This window comes from Klebsiella pneumoniae complex sp. WS1778 (assembly GCF_049472055.1).
Classification (GTDB): domain Bacteria; phylum Pseudomonadota; class Gammaproteobacteria; order Enterobacterales; family Enterobacteriaceae; genus Klebsiella; species Klebsiella quasipneumoniae.
The window spans coordinates 314,868-330,906 of sequence record NZ_JBKGTJ010000004.1 but is presented as its reverse complement, the minus strand read 5'-3'; the positions used below and the strand labels follow the sequence as shown (position 1 = coordinate 330,906).

Here is a 16,039-nt window from a genome sequence, read left to right as displayed (position 1 = left end):
GTTCTTCCTAACAAACTCTCTTATAACCGAGAGAAATCATTGAAAAGTGCAAGCCCCATTAACAGCACCAGCAGTATTGAGCCAATGCGATAACTAAAGTCTTGAACTCGCTCGGATACCGGCCCGCCCTTCAGCTTTTCAATCGCCAAAAACAGCAGATGTCCCCCATCCAGTACGGGTAGTGGGAACAGGTTGATGATTCCGAGGTTCACGCTAATCAGCGCAAGGAACATCAGATAATAAATCAACCCAAACTCCGCTGACATTCCAGCCCCCTGAGCGATAGAGATCGGCCCACTGAGGTTGTTCAGTTTGACATCACCGGTTATCAATTTACCCAGCATCCTGACCGTCAGCGACATCAGCTGCCAGGTTTTATCCGTGGCTTCAGCGATGGCGGCAAACGGTCCGTACTGACGTACTGTCTTGTATTCTTCAGGCAGCGGGATGACCTTTGGCACCACCCCTGCGAACCCTTCTGCCTTACCTTTCACCGTTTTTGCATCCGGCGTCAGGGTTAACGGCAGCGCACTCCCCTGCCGTTCAATCTCCAGCGCCAGCGCTTTGCCCGGATTATCGCGCACCAGATTAACAAACGTCATCCACTGCGTTAACGGTTGACCATCGACTTTAACGATCCGGTCGCCCGCTTGCAAACCTGCTTTCTGCGCTGCCGAGCCCGCCTGGACCTCCGCCAGCACTGTATCAATCTGCGCGCTGCGCGGCTGGATCCCCAGCGACGTGACGGGATCTTGCTTGTCTGGCTCAAACGCCCAGTGCCGCAGATCGACGATTTTATCCTGGCGCTGATTAGTCCCGAAAGGGGCGACGGTAAGTATTGTTTGCGGGTTGCCGATTTTGGCCACCAGCTGCAGACGCACCGCATCCCAATCAGGCGTTTCGATACCATCTATCGCTTTAAGTTCCGTTCCTTTTGCAATTTGTGCTTGCGCGGCAACCGAATTGGGCGTTATTTCACCCACTACCGGACGGACCCCAGGAACGCCGATGATGAAGACCAGCCAGTAGGCAAAGATAGCGAAAAGGAAGTTAGCGATGGGACCGGCGGCAATCACCGCCGCGCGCTGGCCGATGGTTTTATTATTGAACGCGTAGTGGCGCATCTCCGGCGCCACCGCTTCAACACGCTCATCCAGCATCTTGACGTAGCCGCCCAGCGGGATCAGGGCAATGACGAACTCTGTACCCTGCTTATCCATCCGCCGCCACAACGCTTTGCCGAAGCCGATAGAAAAACGCTCAACCCGGATACCGCAGCGACGCGCTACCCAAAAATGGCCAAACTCATGCACCGTAATCAGTACGCCAAGCGCAATGATAAAAGCTGCCAGATTCCAGAGCACGCTCAGCATATCACCTTCCGTCAAATCGTCCTGAAGACCAACAGTAGCAGACAGGCGAAGACCGGCACCGCCGCCGTCAGGCTGTCGATACGATCGAGAATACCGCCGTGTCCGGGAATCAAGTGCCCGCTGTCCTTAATGCCGGCCTCGCGCTTAAACATACTTTCCGTCAGATCGCCCAGCACCGAAGCCAGGGCGGCTACTACCGAACAGACCAGCAGCACCGTTGGCGTAACGTCAAGATGGGCCCACACCCCGTAGGCCCAGGAGATCACCGCCGCGGTCAGCAAACCGCCAAAAAAGCCCTGCCAGGTTTTTCCCGGCGAAACCTTCGGCGCCAGCTTGTGCTTGCCAAACATTTTGCCAAACATATAGGCGCCGGAATCCGCGCCCCAGACCAGAATCATCACGTACAGGAGCCACAGCGCACCGCTGTAATGGTTATCGGTATAGTGCCAGGCGCGTAGCGCCAGCATGCCCCAGAAAAACGGGACAATGGTCAGGATACCGAAGATGAGGCGCAGCACTTTAGAGTGACGCCAGAATGCCGCCGACGCCGGATAAGAGAGCACCAGCAGCAGCGCGACGATCCACCAGGCGAAAGAGGCCCACAGCGAGCCTTCAACCATCGGTTGATGAACGTCATAATGGTATTCCGGCAGCAGAAACAGCATCGCCGCCAGCAGAAGGCCGCACAACACCGCCAGCCAGACCCGCTGCGACGTCGAGGTGAAACCACTCAGTTGCCCCCACTCCCATGCGGCGAGCATACAGACCACCAGGGTCACGATAGCAAACCCCATAGGCGGCAATAAAAACAGCGCCGCAATGACGACGGGGATTAAGACGAAAGCAGATATCAGGCGATACTTCAGCAAAAGTGACCCCCATCAGGCATGACTGCCACCCGGCTCAGTGCCGCCGAAACGACGCTCTCGATTAACAAAGGCATGGAGTGCACCTTCAAAGTCCTGTTCAGCAAAATCGGGCCAAAGAACATCCGTAAAGTAAAGTTCGGCATAGGCAATTTGCCAAATCAGAAAATTACTTATTCGGTGCTCTCCCCCGGTCCTAATAACTAAATCTACGGGAGCCAGTTCATGCATGCAGACCTGCTGACTCAGCATGTCTTCCGTGATCTGCTCAGGCAGCAGCGTCCCGTCCTGTACCTGTTTCGCCAGCAAACGAACGCCCTGGGTAATATCCCAGCGACCGCCGTAATTGGCCGCAATATTCAGCGTTAAGCCGGTATTGTTCGCGGTCAGCGCTTCCGCTTTGCGGATACGCTCCTGCAGGCGCGCATTGAAGCGCGTGGTGTCGCCAATAATCCGCAAACGCACATTGTGTCGGTGCAGGCTTTTGACTTCGCTATCCAGCGCCCAGACGAACAGCTCCATCAGCGCACTGACTTCCTGAGCCGGACGGTTCCAGTTTTCGCTGCTGAACGCGTATAACGTTAACGCCTCAATCCCATTATTCGCCGCGAAAGAGACCGCGCGACGCACGGATTTCGCACCGGCCTTATGCCCGAAAGCGCGAATTTTACCTTGCCGTTTCGCCCAACGGCCGTTGCCATCCATAATAATGGCGACATGACGGCAGCCATGTGTGGGCGATATTTCGCTGACAGTTTGATTAGCAGACAACATCACGCGTTTTAAGTCCATAATAAGGATTAACTAGCCACCAAACAGAGGCCACCGGGCCGCGCTGGATACGCATTTTTATCCGGTGCCGGGGCTGCAGCCAATCGCAGAGAACAACCAAAAGCTTTACGCAAAAAAGCCGTGTTTTGCCACGGCCACCGTAATCTTTAACAACAAAATGCAACGATCGGGTGGCGCAGACTATATCACTGAAGCTTTGCGCCCACAAATATCACCGCGTTACGCCTGGGTGACCAACCGTTTCAGCTGTTGATGAGCAACCGCGCGGGCCTCAGCGTCGATAACCAGAACGTCATCAATGCTTTGCGGCTCCTGCAGGTTCATCTTATCCAGCACAGTCTGGTTAACCGCCGCAATATCGGTAAAGCGGATATCGCCATGCAGAAACGCGGCAACCGACTCTTCATTGGCCGCATTCAGCGTGGTGGTCGCCGCCTGGCCGACGTCAAACGCCTCCATCGCCAGCTTCAGGCACGGATACCGCGTATAGTCTGGCGCGGAGAAGCTCAGATTGCTCAGTTGGCAGAAGTCCAGCGGCTTAGCGCCGGAGTTCAGCCGCTGCGGCCAGCCCATGGTATGGGCGATCGGCGTGCGCATATCCGGCTCCCCAAGCTGCGCCAGCACGCTGCCGTCCTGATAGCGAACCATCGAGTGGATCACCGACTGCGGATGGATAAGGACCTCCATCTGCCGGGCCGAGGCGTTAAACAGCCAGCGCGCTTCAATATATTCCAGGCCTTTGTTCATCATCGTGGCGGAGTCAACGGAGATCTTGCGTCCCATCGACCAGTTAGGATGACGGCAGGCCTGATCCGGCGTCATCGCCGCCAGTTCAGCTACCGCTGTCTCACGGAAAGGCCCGCCCGAGCCGGTCAGCAGGATGGATGAAACGCCATTCTGCGCCAGGTCAGCGTATCCCAGATGCTGCTGAATTGTCTCCGGCATACTCTGAAAAATCGCGTTATGTTCGCTATCGACCGGCAGCAATCGCGCCCCCGATCGTTGAACCGCCTCCATGAACAAGCGACCGCAGGTCACCAGCGACTCTTTATTCGCTAACAACACCGTTTTCCCGGCGCGGATCGCCGCCAGCGTCGGCACCAGCCCCGCCGCGCCGACGATAGCCGCCATCACCTGATCGACCTCCTCCAGCGCTGCGACCTCTGCCGCCGCCTGCTGGCCGCTCAGCACCTCGGTACGGCAGCCATGTTCCTGCAGACGGGTGCGCAATCGCTCAGCGCTTTGCGCATCGTCCATCACGGCGTAACGGGGGGTAAATTCAAGGCATTGTTCAACCATACGGTCAACGTTTTTCCCCGCGACCAGCGCGGCGACGGAAAAGCGACCGGGATTATGGCGCACCACGTCCAGCGTGCTACAGCCAATGGAGCCGGTCGAACCGAGAACGGTTAATTGCTTCATGAGACGTCCAGAAGAGTGGAAACAGAATAAAAAGCAAAACGCCGCCAGCAAGCCCCTACGCAGCAATTATCAGGGATAAGACGGCGGCATTAGGCCTTCAACTTAGCGCTAAAGGCTACAAGGCCAGCGGTCGCAACGCAATCCCGAGAATTGAGCGTACAGTCTTCTGTACGGCGTTTCGGATTTTACTCAGACCAGACGCTGTCAGGCCCGAGTAAGGGCAGAGCATCAGAACTGCATCAGTTCTGCTTCTTTGTCTGCCAGCGCCGCGTCAACTTTCTTGATGGCGGCGTCAGTCATTTTCTGCACGTCGTCCTGAGAACGGCGATCGTCATCTTCGCTGATCTCTTTCTCTTTCAGCAGCGCTTTGACTTTGTCGTTGGCGTCGCGGCGAACGTTACGTACGGCAACACGCGCCTGCTCAGCTTCACCACGCACGATCTTGGTCAGATCTTTACGACGCTCTTCGGTCAGCGGCGGCAACGGAACACGAATATCGCTGCCGGCAGAGCTTGGGTTCAGACCGAGGTCGGACGCCATGATCGCTTTTTCAACGGCCGCGGACATAGAACGGTCAAAGACGTTGATTTTCAGGGTACGGGAGTCTTCGACGGTGACGCTGGCCAGCTGGCGCAGCGGGGTCGGCGTACCGTAGTATTCAACAACAATCCCGTCCAGCAGGCTCGGAGAAGCACGACCCGTGCGAATTTTGCTGATTTGGTTTTTGAATGCTTCGACGCATTTTTCCATGCGGATTTCAGCATCTTTTCTGATATCGCTAATCACGTTACGAATCCTTGAAAGCTTGTCTCAGTCAGACCAGACGGGGCACCCGTCGGAAAATGAGCTAAGTATAGTCAGATTTAATGAAAATCACCGGGTAATATCCCCGCGAAAGTAAAGCGGAATATTACCCGGATTTGGCGCTGACGGGAATTATTCCGTGATCAATGTGCCTTCTTTTTCGCCCATCACCACGCGACGCAGGGCGCCAGGTTTGTTCATGTTGAAGACGCGAATCGGCAATTTATGGTCACGCGCCAGGGTGAAGGCCGCGAGATCCATCACTTTCAGCTCTTTTTCCAGCACTTCGCTGTAGGTCAGCTGATCGTACATCGTGGCGGAAGGATCTTTGGCCGGATCAGCGGTGAATACGCCGTCAACCTTGGTGGCTTTCAGCACCACATCGGCTTCAATTTCAATACCGCGCAGGCAGGCTGCGGAATCGGTGGTAAAGAACGGGTTGCCGGTACCCGCGGAAAGGATCACCACGCGGTTGTTGCGCAGCAGGCTGATCGCCTCTGCCCAGCTGTAGTTGTCACACACGCCGTTCAGCGGAATGGCGGACATCAGACGAGCGTTCACATAGGCGCGGTGGAGCGCATCGCGCATCGCGAGGCCATTCATAACCGTTGCCAGCATGCCCATGTGGTCGCCCACAACGCGGTTCATACCCGCTTTCGCCAGACCAGCACCACGGAACAGGTTACCGCCACCAATTACTACGCCAACCTGAATACCCAGCTCAACCAGCTCTTTGATCTCCTGAGCCATGCGGTCAAGTATGCTTGCATCAATACCGAAGCCTTCTGAGCCCTGCAGCGCTTCGCCACTTAATTTCAGCAGAATACGTTTGTAGACGGGTTTTGCATTGGTAGCCATGTTTCTTTCCTGAGACTGTCAACGAATGAGATGTGAGAATTCCGGCGACATTGTATGTCGCATTTCAGCGCGGTCACTATAAGCAGTTGGCTGAATTTACAAAATGGGCGCAAAAAGAAGCCGCCCTCAGGCGGCTCCTTGTAAAAATTAAGACTGCTTGGACATCGCAGCAACTTCTGCTGCAAAGTCAGTCTCAACTTTCTCGATGCCTTCGCCCACTTCAAAGCGGATGAAGCCAGTCACGTCAGCGTTGTGCTCTTTCAGCAGCTGACCAACAGATTTGCTCGGCTCCATGACGAAAGGCTGACCAGTCAGAGAAACTTCGCCGGTGAATTTCTTCATGCGGCCTTCAACCATTTTCTCTGCGATTTCTTTCGGCTTACCGGACTGCATCGCGATGTCCAGCTGAACCTGGTACTCTTTCTCTACCACTTCAGCAGACACGTCTTCCGGCTTAACGAATTCCGGCTTGCTTGCAGCAACGTGCATTGCCAGCTGCTTAACCAGCTCTTCGTCAGCGCCTTTAGCGGCAACCAGAACGCCGATGCGCGCACCGTGCTGGTAGCTGCCCAGAACGTCGCCTTCCAGAACAGCGATACGACGGATGTTGATGTTCTCGCCGATTTTAGCAACCAGGGCAACACGTTCTTCTTCGAACTGCGCTTTCAGAACTTCAACGTCGGAGATTTTACCCGCAACAGCGGCGTCCAGTACTTTGTCAGCAAATGCCTGGAAACCACCATCTTTAGCAACGAAGTCAGTCTGGCAGTTAACTTCCAGAATGTAACCGTAGTTGCCTTCGATTTTGGTTTTGATCACGCCGTCAGCAGCCACGTTGCCTGCTTTCTTCGCCGCTTTGATCGCGCCGGATTTACGCATGTTTTCGATTGCCAGCTCGATGTCGCCATTCGCTTCAGTCAGCGCTTTTTTGCAATCCATCATGCCTGCGCCAGTACGTTCGCGCAGCTCTTTTACCAGGGAAGCGGTAATTTCAGCCATTCTAAAATCCTCGGGAGATGTGGATACTGCCCGGCCAACGGCCAAACAGCGTAAATTGAAAAAAGGGGCCGATAATGGGCCCCTATTCATACACGGTACTAATAAGGGCTTAAACCTTATTATTCAGCTTCTACGAAGCTTTCTTCCGCCTGAGAAGCCAGGTCCTGAGAGCGACCTTCACGAACGGTAGCAGCAACAGCGCCCAGGTACAGGCTTACTGCGCGGATTGCATCGTCGTTACCCGGGATAACGAAGTCTACGCCGTCCGGATCAGAGTTGGTATCAACGATAGCAAATACCGGGATGCCCAGGTTGTTTGCTTCTTTGATAGCGATGTGCTCGTGGTCAGCGTCGATTACGAACAGTGCGTCCGGCAGGCCGCCCATGTCTTTGATACCGCCCAGGCTGTTTTCCAGCTTGTCCAGCTCACGAGTACGCATCAGCGCTTCTTTCTTGGTCAGCTTGTCGAAAGTACCGTCCTGGGACTGAGTTTCCAGGTCTTTCAGACGTTTGATGGACTGACGAACGGTTTTCCAGTTAGTCAGCATACCGCCCAGCCAGCGATGGTTCACGAAGAACTGGTCGCAGCTCAGAGCAGCGTCTTTTACCGCTTCGCTTGCAGCGCGCTTAGTACCAACGAAAAGGATTTTACCTTTACGAGCAGCGATCTTGTTCAGTTCAGCCAGAGCGTCGTTGAACATCGGTACGGTTTTCTCAAGGTTGATGATGTGAACTTTGTTACGCGCACCGAAGATGAACGGCTTCATTTTCGGGTTCCAGTAACGGGTCTGGTGACCGAAGTGAACACCAGCCTTGAGCATGTCGCGCATGGAAACAGTTGCCATGTTTAAAACCTCTATAGATTAAATTGGGGTTATGCCTCCACGTATCCCATATTACCGACCCCAAAGGGCACCCCGGAATATGTGCCGATACGTGTGTGTTGTTACACAAAGTGAGATTTGTCGCTCCCGTCCATCCTGTGTATCTGAGATGGATCGGAAGTCCGGCGCGCTTTATACCACAAAATCCACCCAGACACCAACTCTTGTTGACGTCGCGTGCTGTTAATGATTCTCAGTTTGGCACCAGCCTGCCCGGACTGTTACCATTGACAGGACTTACTCTATTATTGTCGAAAATATCGACACTGCTGGACATACTCCATGGCTATCTCTATTAAGACATCTGAAGATATTGAAAAAATGCGCGTTGCCGGTCGCCTGGCCGCTGAAGTGCTGGAAATGATCGAACCCTGGGTTAAGCCGGGCGTCAGCACTGGCGAACTGGACCGTATCTGTAACGACTATATCGTTAACGAGCAGAAGGCCATTTCCGCCTGTCTCGGCTATCACGGCTATCCGAAATCCGTCTGCATTTCGGTCAACGAAGTGGTCTGTCACGGTATCCCTGACGACGGCAAACTGCTGAAAGATGGCGATATCGTGAATATCGACGTGACCGTCATTAAAGATGATTTCCATGGCGATACCTCCAAAATGTTTATCGTCGGCAAACCGACGATTCTCGGCGAGCGCCTGTGCCGCATCACTCAGGAAAGCCTGTACCTGGCGCTGAAGATGGTGAAGCCGGGCATCAATCTGCGCACCATCGGCGCGGCGATCCAGAAATATGTGGAAGCGGAAGGATTCTCCGTGGTTCGCGAATACTGCGGTCATGGCATCGGCCGCGGCTTCCATGAAGAGCCGCAGGTGCTGCACTACGACTCGCCGGAAACCAACGTCGTGCTCAAACCAGGCATGACCTTCACCATCGAGCCGATGGTCAATGCCGGTAAAAAAGAGATCCGCAGCATGAAAGACGGCTGGACGGTGAAAACCAAAGACCGGAGCTTGTCTGCGCAGTACGAGCATACTATTGTGGTGACAGACAACGGCTGCGAAATTCTGACGCTACGTAAGGATGACACCATCCCGGCGATAATCTCGCACGATGAATGATGAAAAGCCGGCGCCCGCCGGCTTTTTTATTAGATAGTTTTTTCTTATGGTGACGCGATGAGCAACTCATTACCTGACACAGCCTCCCCTCTTCTGCCCATCCCGCCGGAACATCCGGTAAGCTGGCCGCAGGGCGATCTGAACTGTGCTGCAATAAAGGCGCACATCGATACCTTTCAGCACTGGCTGGGCGAGGCGTTTGACGCCGGTATCGCCGCGGAGCTGCTCATTGCGGCGCGCACCGAATTTATCGACCAGCTGCTGCAGCGGTTGTGGATCGCCAGTGGATTCGAATCCGTCTGCGACCTGGCGCTGGTGGCCGTCGGCGGCTACGGTCGCGGCGAGCTGCATCCGCTTTCTGACGTCGATCTGCTGATCCTCAGCCGCAAAAAGCTGCCGGACGACCAGGCGCAAAAGGTCGGCGAACTGCTGACGCTGCTGTGGGACGTCAAACTGGAGGTAGGCCATAGCGTACGCACTCTCGAAGAGTGTCTGCTGGAAGGGCTTTCAGATCTCACCGTCGCCACGAACTTAATCGAATCGCGCCTGCTGATCGGCGATGTCGCGCTGTTCCTTGAGCTGCAAAAACATATTTTTAGCGACGGCTTCTGGCCATCAGAAAAGTTCTTCGCCGCCAAGGTCGAAGAGCAGAACGTCCGTCATCAGCGTTATCACGGCACCAGCTATAACCTCGAGCCGGACGTGAAAAGCAGTCCCGGCGGCCTGCGCGATATCCATACGCTACAGTGGGTGGCTCGCCGCCATTTCGGCGCCACCTCAATGGATGAGATGGTCGGCTTCGGTTTTCTGACCGAAGCCGAGCGCAATGAGCTCAACGAGTGTCTGCATCAACTGTGGCGTATCCGCTTCGCGCTGCATCTCGAACTCACTCGCTATGACAACCGCCTGCTTTTCGACCGCCAGCTCAGCGTCGCCCGCCGGCTCCGCTATGAAGGCGACGGCAACCAGCCGATTGAGCATATGATGAAGGACTTCTTCCGCGTCACCCGCCGGGTGAGCGAGCTGAACCAGATGCTGCTACAGCTGTTTGAAGAGGCCATCCTTGCGCTGACCGAGGATGAAAAACCGCGCCCGATCGATGATGACTTCCAGCTGCGCGGCACGCTGATCGATCTGCGTGACGATACGCTGTTTATTCGCGAGCCGCAGGCCATTCTGCGCATGTTTTATATTATGGTGCGCAACAGCACCATCACCGGCATCTACTCCACGACGTTGCGCCATCTGCGCCACGCCCGCCGCCATCTGACCCAGCCGCTGTGCTATATCCCGGAGGCGCGCACGCTCTTTCTCAGCATGCTGCGCCATCAGGGAGCAGTGAGTCGCGGACTGCTGCCGATGCATCGTCACAGCGTGCTGTGGGCCTATATGCCGCAGTGGTCTCATATTGTCGGCCAGATGCAGTTCGACCTGTTTCACGCCTATACCGTCGATGAACACACCATCCGCGTGATGCTCAAGCTGGAGAGTTTTGCTAAAGAAGAGACTCGTAGCCGCCACCCGCTGTGCGTGGAGTTATGGCCGCGTTTAACGCACCCGGAGCTGATTTTAATCGCCGCCCTGTTCCACGACATCGCCAAAGGGCGCGGCGGCGACCACTCGATCCTCGGCGCGCAGGATGTGCTGAAGTTTGCCGAGCTGCACGGGCTGAACTCCCGGGAAACGCAGCTGGTCGCCTGGCTGGTGCGTCACCACTTGCTGATGTCGGTCACCGCCCAGCGGCGCGATATTCAGGATCCGGAGGTGATTAAGCAGTTCGCCGAGGAGGTGCAAACGGAAAATCGCCTGCGCTATCTGGTGTGTCTGACCGTCGCCGATATCTGCGCCACCAACGAAACCCTGTGGAACAGCTGGAAGCAGAGCCTGCTGCGCGAACTCTATTTTGCCACTGAAAAACAGCTGCGTCGCGGCATGCAAAGCACCCCGGACATGCGCGAACGCGTGCGTCACCATCAGTTGCAGGCGCTGGCCCTGCTGCGGATGGACAATATTAATGAAGAGGCGCTGCATCAGATCTGGAACCGCTGCCGCGCCAACTATTTCGTGCGACATACGCCGACGCAGCTCGCCTGGCACGCCCGCAACCTGCTGCGCCACGATCTGAATAAGCCGATGATCCTCCTGAGCTCGCAGGCCACCCGCGGCGGAACGGAGATTTTTATCTGGAGTCCGGATCGCCCTTACCTGTTCGCCGCGGTGTGTGGCGAACTGGACCGTCGCAACCTCAGCGTCCACGATGCGCAGATCTTCACCACCCGCGACGGCATGGCGATGGACACCTTTATTGTCCTCGAACCCGACGGCAGTCCGCTGTCCGCCGATCGCCACGAAGCGATCCGCCAGGGTCTGGAACAGACCATCACGCAGCGCAGTTGGGAGCCCCCGGCGCCCCGTCGTCAGGCGGCAAAACTGCGTCATTTCTCGGTGGACACCGAGGTAAATTTCCTGCCGACCCATACCGATCGGAAATCGTTTCTCGAGCTGATAGCCCTTGACCAGCCCGGGCTGCTCGCCCGTGTCGGTCAGGTATTCGCCGACCTCGGAATTTCGCTTCACGGGGCGCGAATTACGACAATTGGTGAGCGAGTAGAAGATTTATTTATAATCGCTACCGCCGACCGGCGTGCCCTTAATAATGAGCTGCAACAAGAAGTGCAACAACGGTTGACAGCGGCCCTCAATCCAAACGATAAAGGGTGACGTATTTTTTTTAGTGAATGGAAAGAAACAATGCAGCAGTTACAGAACGTTATTGAGTCCGCTTTCGAGCGTCGCGCCGACATCACGCCGGCTAATGTGGATACCGTGACCCGCGAAGCGGTTAACCAGGTTATCGCCCTTCTGGATTCCGGCGCGCTGCGCGTCGCTGAGAAGATCGACGGTCAGTGGGTGACGCATCAGTGGCTGAAGAAGGCGGTACTGCTCTCTTTCCGTATTAACGATAACCAGGTTATCGATGGTGCGGAAAGCCGCTACTTCGATAAAGTCCCGATGAAATTCGCTGACTATGACGAAGCGCGTTTCCAGAAAGAAGGTTTCCGCGTGGTGCCGCCGGCAGCGGTGCGTCAGGGCGCGTTCATCGCCCGCAACACCGTGCTGATGCCGTCCTATGTGAACATCGGCGCCTACGTTGACGAAGGCACCATGGTTGACACCTGGGCCACCGTCGGCTCCTGCGCGCAGATCGGTAAAAACGTTCACCTGTCCGGCGGCGTCGGCATTGGTGGCGTACTGGAGCCGCTGCAGGCGAACCCGACCATCATCGAAGATAACTGCTTCATCGGCGCGCGCTCTGAAGTGGTTGAAGGGGTGATTGTCGAAGAAGGCTCCGTGATCTCCATGGGCGTTTACCTCGGTCAGAGCACCAAAATCTACGATCGCGAAACCGGCGAAGTCTTCTACGGCCGCGTGCCGGCTGGCTCGGTAGTGGTATCAGGCAACCTGCCGTCGAAAGATGGTAAATACAGCCTGTACTGCGCGGTGATCGTGAAGAAAGTCGATGCCAAAACCCGCGGCAAGGTCGGCATTAACGAACTGCTGCGCACCATCGACTAAAGCAAATAAAAAGCGGGAGATATCCCGCTTTTTTTATATTTGATGCTGGCGAAAATGGATTTTTTCGTTAATTATTCAATGGTTATGATGCTATCAAAGGTACCGTTATGTACGATAATCTGAAAAGTCTTGGCATTACCAACCCTGATGAGATCGATCGCTATAGCCTGCGGCAGGAAGCTAACAATGACATTCTGAAAATTTACTTTCAGAAAGACAAAGGCGAATTCTTCGCCAAGAGCGTGAAGTTCAAATATCCGCGTCAGCGCAAAACCGTCGTCGCCGACGGCGTCGGCCAGGGCTACAAAGAGGTCCAGGAGATCAGCCCGAACCTGCGCTACGTTATCGATGAGCTGGATCAGATCTGCCAGCGCGATCGCACTGAAATCGATCTCAAGCGTAAAATCCTCGACGATTTACGCCATCTGGAAAGTGTGGTCACCAACAAGATCAGCGAAATCGAAGCCGATCTGGAAAAACTTACCCGTAAGTGACAGCGTTCCCGGCGGCGCACCGCCTGACCGGGCAACCAATATAATCTGCCGCTTACGCCATGCATCCTCCAGGCCGGGTAAGGCGAACCGCCTCCCGGCATTTTTATCTCGACGCCTTAGCGTTGTTCATCCAGCTGCAGCGCAATATACAGCAGCAGCCGGTCGTCAAAGCTGCCAAGATCCAGCCCCGTCAGCTCCGAGATACGATTCAACCGGTACTCCAGGGTATTGCGATGAATAAACAGCGCCTTTGACGTCGCCAGCGGCTGCACGTTATGGCGAAACCACGCCTGCAGCGTTCGCCGCAGCAGCCCGTTGTTGTCCATCGCCTTGAGACGCGCCAGCGGACGGGCCAGCTCATTGGCCTGCCAGCCGCCGCGCAGGCTGTCAAGCAGCACCGGCAGCATCAGATCCTGATAGAAGTAGCAGCGGCTCTCCGGCATCCGCTGCTTGCCCACCATCATCGTCGTGCGTGCGGTACGGTAAGAGCGGGCGATACTCCCGGGACCGGTGAAGAAGTTGCCCAGCGCCACGCGGAAGCGGAGCTGCCCATTCTCTTTCATCCTGGCGATAAGCTGCTCGACGCGGCGGACGTGATCGTCTGCGTCCCAGCGGCCAAAGCTGTTCAGCGCCGGTTTCAACACCACCATTTCCGTGAGCGAGACAATGGCCACCAGATTATTGCGATCGGGGGTGGTCAGCGCGTTCTGCAACTGCTGTAGCTCCGCCATCGCGCTGTCCACGCCGAGCTGGCCGCTGTCCACCTCAATCATCGCCACTACGCGCGGCTGATTCAGGTCAATTCCTAAACGCTGCGCCCATTCGTTCAGCGCCGGGGTATGCTCTTCCGCCTGAATCAGGTTCATCACCAGCTCTTCGCGCAGACGGCTGTCCTGCGCCAGGAGATGCATCAGTCGCGACTGCTCCAGCATCATCTCAGCCGTCATGCACACCAGCTCGCCATATTTTCGCAGCGACTCCGGCTCGCCGGTCAGGCCGATCACCCCGACGATCTCCCCCTCCAGGCGCAGCGGCAGGTTGATCCCTTGACGCACTCCGTGGAGATGGCGAGCGACCGCATCGTCGATATCCACCACCCGCCCCTGGGAAAGCACCAGCAGCGCGCCTTCGTGCAATTCACCAATCCTTTCCCGATCGCCGCTGCCGATAATCCGCCCGCGGGCATCCATCACGTTGATGTTGGTATCGATGATGCGCATCGTCCGCGCCACAATATCCTGCGCCATTTTGGTATCAAGATGCCAGCCAGCCATGTAATCCTCCCCTTTGCAGGGCACCAGCATAAAAGAGTCGTTGCTCTGCTGCATTGTGCATATGCCCGAAGCCCGGGTGAGATATGTGGAGTTGTGGAAGCGGTCACAGAACGAAAAAAAGCCCCTGCCCTCGGCGAGGGAAGGGGCTGGAGAGCGAGCGCTGACTATTACTGCAACAGCAGATAGATAGAGGCGTCGCCGCGCTGAATGTTCAGCGCCAGCACGGACGGTTTGGCGTCGAAGATTTTCCGCAGATCGGCGATGTTTTTCACCGGCTGCTGGTTCGCCCCGACGATGACGTCGCCTTTCTTGAGGCCAATCTGCGCCGCCGGGGTACCGGCTTTCACATTATTGACCACCACACCTTTGTCCTGACCCTTGTTGCTCATTTCCGCCCCTTCAATCCCGTTGAAGATGGTGCTGGAGTCAACCTGGGTCTGGTTGCTCTGCTGCAGTTCGACGGTCACGGTCACCGGTTTGCCGTCGCGCAGCAGACCAAGCTCAACTTTGCTGCCGATAGGCATGGTGCCGACCTGGGCACGCAGCGCGGCGAAGCTGCTGATCGCCTTCCCGTTGAGAGAGGTGATCACGTCGCCGGCTTTAATGCCCGCTTTCGCGGCCGCCGACCCCGGCATCACCTGGCTGACAAAGGCGCCGCGCTGGGCGTCGACTTTCATCGCTTTCGCCAGCTCAGAGTTCAGTTCGGTCCCCATGATGCCGAGCTCGCCGCGTTTCACCTGGCCATATTTCACCATCTGCTCGGTCAGGTTTTTCACCATGTTGCTTGGGATAGCAAAACCGATACCGATGTTGCCGCCGTCCGGCGCCAGAATGGCGGTGTTGATGCCGATCAGCTCGCCGTTGAGGTTCACCAGGGCGCCGCCGGAGTTCCCGCGGTTAATCGCCGCATCGGTCTGGATAAAGTTTTCGTAGTTTTCCACGTTCAGGCCGCTACGACCCAGCGCGGAAACAATCCCGGAGGTCACGGTTTCGCCCAGACCGAACGGGTTACCGATAGCCACGGTGTAGTCGCCAACGCGCAGCGCGTCAGAGTCGGCGAGCTTAATCGCCGTCAGGTTTTTCGGATCCTGAATCTGAATCAGCGCGATATCAGAGCGCGGATCTTTGCCAACCACTTTGGCATCAAACTTACGGCCATCGCTCAGTTGAACCTTAATTGTGGTGGCGTTGTCCACGACGTGGTTGTTGGTCACCACATACCCCTTGGCCGCATCAATGATCACGCCGGAGCCCAGCGCCATAAATTTCTGCTGCTGGCCGCCGTCAGGCTGACCGCCCTGTCCGCCGCCCTGGCAAAACGGCGAACTCTGGAAAGGAGAACCGTCCTGGCAGAACGGCGAGTTATCGCCAAAGAACTGCTGGAAGTTACGTGGCATCCGTGGGGTATTAACGGTGGTGCTACCTTCAACGTTAATGCTCACCACCGACGGCATCACCTTCTCCAGCATCGGGGCCAGGCTTGGCATCTGCTGTGCATTAGTGGCCGAAGATGCCGTTTCTGCCGCGCTCGCAGAGAGCGGGGACAACGCCAGACCTAAACTCAGAGCCAGTGCACTCATTGCTAACGTGGTTTTTTTCATCAGTTTCAATCTCAATATC

At 56.1% G+C, this 16,039-nt stretch carries 14 protein-coding genes; 4 read left to right on the top strand and 10 right to left on the bottom strand.

All coding sequences use genetic code 11. From position 1 onward, the window contains the following. Window positions 1-20: 20 nt before the first annotated feature. The 8 genes from rseP to rpsB all read right to left on the bottom strand — a co-directional run bounded on the left by rseP (window position 21) and on the right by rpsB (window position 7,959). Window positions 21-1,373: a sigma E protease regulator RseP gene (gene rseP / locus ACLEXF_RS19890; protein ID WP_049092268.1), complete on the bottom strand. Its 1,353-nt coding sequence runs from the start codon at window positions 1,371-1,373 to the stop codon at window positions 21-23. Window positions 1,374-1,384: 11 nt separating this feature from the next. Further along, a complete protein-coding gene (gene cdsA / locus ACLEXF_RS19885; protein ID WP_023292047.1) occupies window positions 1,385-2,242 on the bottom strand; it encodes a phosphatidate cytidylyltransferase in 858 nt (285 codons plus the stop codon). Between the two features lie 12 nt (window positions 2,243-2,254). Then, the gene (ispU, locus tag ACLEXF_RS19880) at window positions 2,255-3,013 is read right to left on the bottom strand and encodes a (2E,6E)-farnesyl-diphosphate-specific ditrans,polycis-undecaprenyl-diphosphate synthase (protein ID WP_002889316.1); all 759 of its coding nucleotides are present in this window, start codon (window positions 3,011-3,013) and stop codon (window positions 2,255-2,257) included. 237 nt (window positions 3,014-3,250) lie between these two features. Further along, window positions 3,251-4,453, bottom strand: a complete 1,203-nt coding sequence (ispC, locus tag ACLEXF_RS19875; protein WP_048294195.1) for a 1-deoxy-D-xylulose-5-phosphate reductoisomerase — start codon at window positions 4,451-4,453, stop codon at window positions 3,251-3,253. A gap of 228 nt (window positions 4,454-4,681) precedes the next feature. Continuing rightward, complete coding sequence (gene frr / locus ACLEXF_RS19870) at window positions 4,682-5,239, bottom strand: ribosome recycling factor (protein ID WP_002889308.1); 558 nt, start codon at window positions 5,237-5,239, stop codon at window positions 4,682-4,684. Between the two features lie 150 nt (window positions 5,240-5,389). Further along, a complete protein-coding gene (gene pyrH / locus ACLEXF_RS19865; protein WP_002889306.1) occupies window positions 5,390-6,115 on the bottom strand; it encodes a UMP kinase in 726 nt (241 codons plus the stop codon). Between the two features lie 147 nt (window positions 6,116-6,262). Continuing rightward, the gene (gene tsf, locus ACLEXF_RS19860; protein ID WP_004151930.1) at window positions 6,263-7,114 is read right to left on the bottom strand and encodes a translation elongation factor Ts; all 852 of its coding nucleotides are present in this window, start codon (window positions 7,112-7,114) and stop codon (window positions 6,263-6,265) included. Window positions 7,115-7,233: 119 nt separating this feature from the next. Further along, complete coding sequence (rpsB, locus tag ACLEXF_RS19855; protein WP_004204447.1) at window positions 7,234-7,959, bottom strand: 30S ribosomal protein S2; 726 nt, start codon at window positions 7,957-7,959, stop codon at window positions 7,234-7,236. 321 nt (window positions 7,960-8,280) lie between these two features. Between rpsB and map the strand changes: the two genes are divergently transcribed. The 4 genes from map to ACLEXF_RS19835 all read left to right on the top strand — a co-directional run bounded on the left by map (window position 8,281) and on the right by ACLEXF_RS19835 (window position 13,145). After that, window positions 8,281-9,075, top strand: a complete 795-nt coding sequence (gene map / locus ACLEXF_RS19850; protein ID WP_004204446.1) for a type I methionyl aminopeptidase — start codon at window positions 8,281-8,283, stop codon at window positions 9,073-9,075. A gap of 57 nt (window positions 9,076-9,132) precedes the next feature. Then, window positions 9,133-11,796 carry a bifunctional uridylyltransferase/uridylyl-removing protein GlnD gene (glnD, locus tag ACLEXF_RS19845; RefSeq protein ID WP_151629172.1) on the top strand — a complete coding sequence of 888 codons (2,664 nt, stop codon included), beginning with the start codon at window positions 9,133-9,135 and terminating at the stop codon, window positions 11,794-11,796. Window positions 11,797-11,826: 30 nt separating this feature from the next. Beyond that, entirely contained in the window at window positions 11,827-12,651 is an 825-nt protein-coding gene (gene dapD / locus ACLEXF_RS19840) for a 2,3,4,5-tetrahydropyridine-2,6-dicarboxylate N-succinyltransferase (protein ID WP_002889295.1), read from the top strand. A 107-nt stretch (window positions 12,652-12,758) separates the two neighbouring features. Beyond that, window positions 12,759-13,145 carry a DUF3461 family protein gene (locus ACLEXF_RS19835; protein WP_002889292.1) on the top strand — a complete coding sequence of 129 codons (387 nt, stop codon included), beginning with the start codon at window positions 12,759-12,761 and terminating at the stop codon, window positions 13,143-13,145. A gap of 116 nt (window positions 13,146-13,261) precedes the next feature. Here the strand turns inward: ACLEXF_RS19835 and cdaR are convergent, their stop codons facing one another. Both cdaR and degP read right to left on the bottom strand, forming a co-directional pair. Continuing rightward, complete coding sequence (cdaR, locus tag ACLEXF_RS19830) at window positions 13,262-14,419, bottom strand: DNA-binding transcriptional regulator CdaR (protein ID WP_004204443.1); 1,158 nt, start codon at window positions 14,417-14,419, stop codon at window positions 13,262-13,264. 167 nt (window positions 14,420-14,586) lie between these two features. After that, window positions 14,587-16,020 carry a serine endoprotease DegP gene (gene degP / locus ACLEXF_RS19825; RefSeq protein ID WP_004145870.1) on the bottom strand — a complete coding sequence of 478 codons (1,434 nt, stop codon included), beginning with the start codon at window positions 16,018-16,020 and terminating at the stop codon, window positions 14,587-14,589. Window positions 16,021-16,039 lie beyond the last annotated feature (19 nt).

Bases quoted from the DNA above. Each gene is read 5' to 3' on its own strand.
- rseP (WP_049092268.1), bottom strand. From the start codon at position 1,373: ATGCTGAGCGTGCTCTGGAATCTGGCAGCTTTTATCATTGCGCTTGGC.
- ispU (WP_002889316.1), bottom strand. From the start codon at position 3,013: ATGTTGTCTGCTAATCAAACTGTCAGCGAAATATCGCCCACACATGGC.
- ispC (WP_048294195.1), bottom strand. From the start codon at position 4,453: ATGAAGCAATTAACCGTTCTCGGTTCGACCGGCTCCATTGGCTGTAGC.
- pyrH (WP_002889306.1), bottom strand. From the start codon at position 6,115: ATGGCTACCAATGCAAAACCCGTCTACAAACGTATTCTGCTGAAATTA.
- tsf (WP_004151930.1), bottom strand. From the start codon at position 7,114: ATGGCTGAAATTACCGCTTCCCTGGTAAAAGAGCTGCGCGAACGTACT.
- rpsB (WP_004204447.1), bottom strand. From the start codon at position 7,959: ATGGCAACTGTTTCCATGCGCGACATGCTCAAGGCTGGTGTTCACTTC.
- map (WP_004204446.1), top strand. From the start codon at position 8,281: ATGGCTATCTCTATTAAGACATCTGAAGATATTGAAAAAATGCGCGTT.
- glnD (WP_151629172.1), top strand. From the start codon at position 9,133: ATGAGCAACTCATTACCTGACACAGCCTCCCCTCTTCTGCCCATCCCG.
- dapD (WP_002889295.1), top strand. From the start codon at position 11,827: ATGCAGCAGTTACAGAACGTTATTGAGTCCGCTTTCGAGCGTCGCGCC.
- ACLEXF_RS19835 (WP_002889292.1), top strand. From the start codon at position 12,759: ATGTACGATAATCTGAAAAGTCTTGGCATTACCAACCCTGATGAGATC.
- cdaR (WP_004204443.1), bottom strand. From the start codon at position 14,419: ATGGCTGGCTGGCATCTTGATACCAAAATGGCGCAGGATATTGTGGCG.
- degP (WP_004145870.1), bottom strand. From the start codon at position 16,020: ATGAAAAAAACCACGTTAGCAATGAGTGCACTGGCTCTGAGTTTAGGT.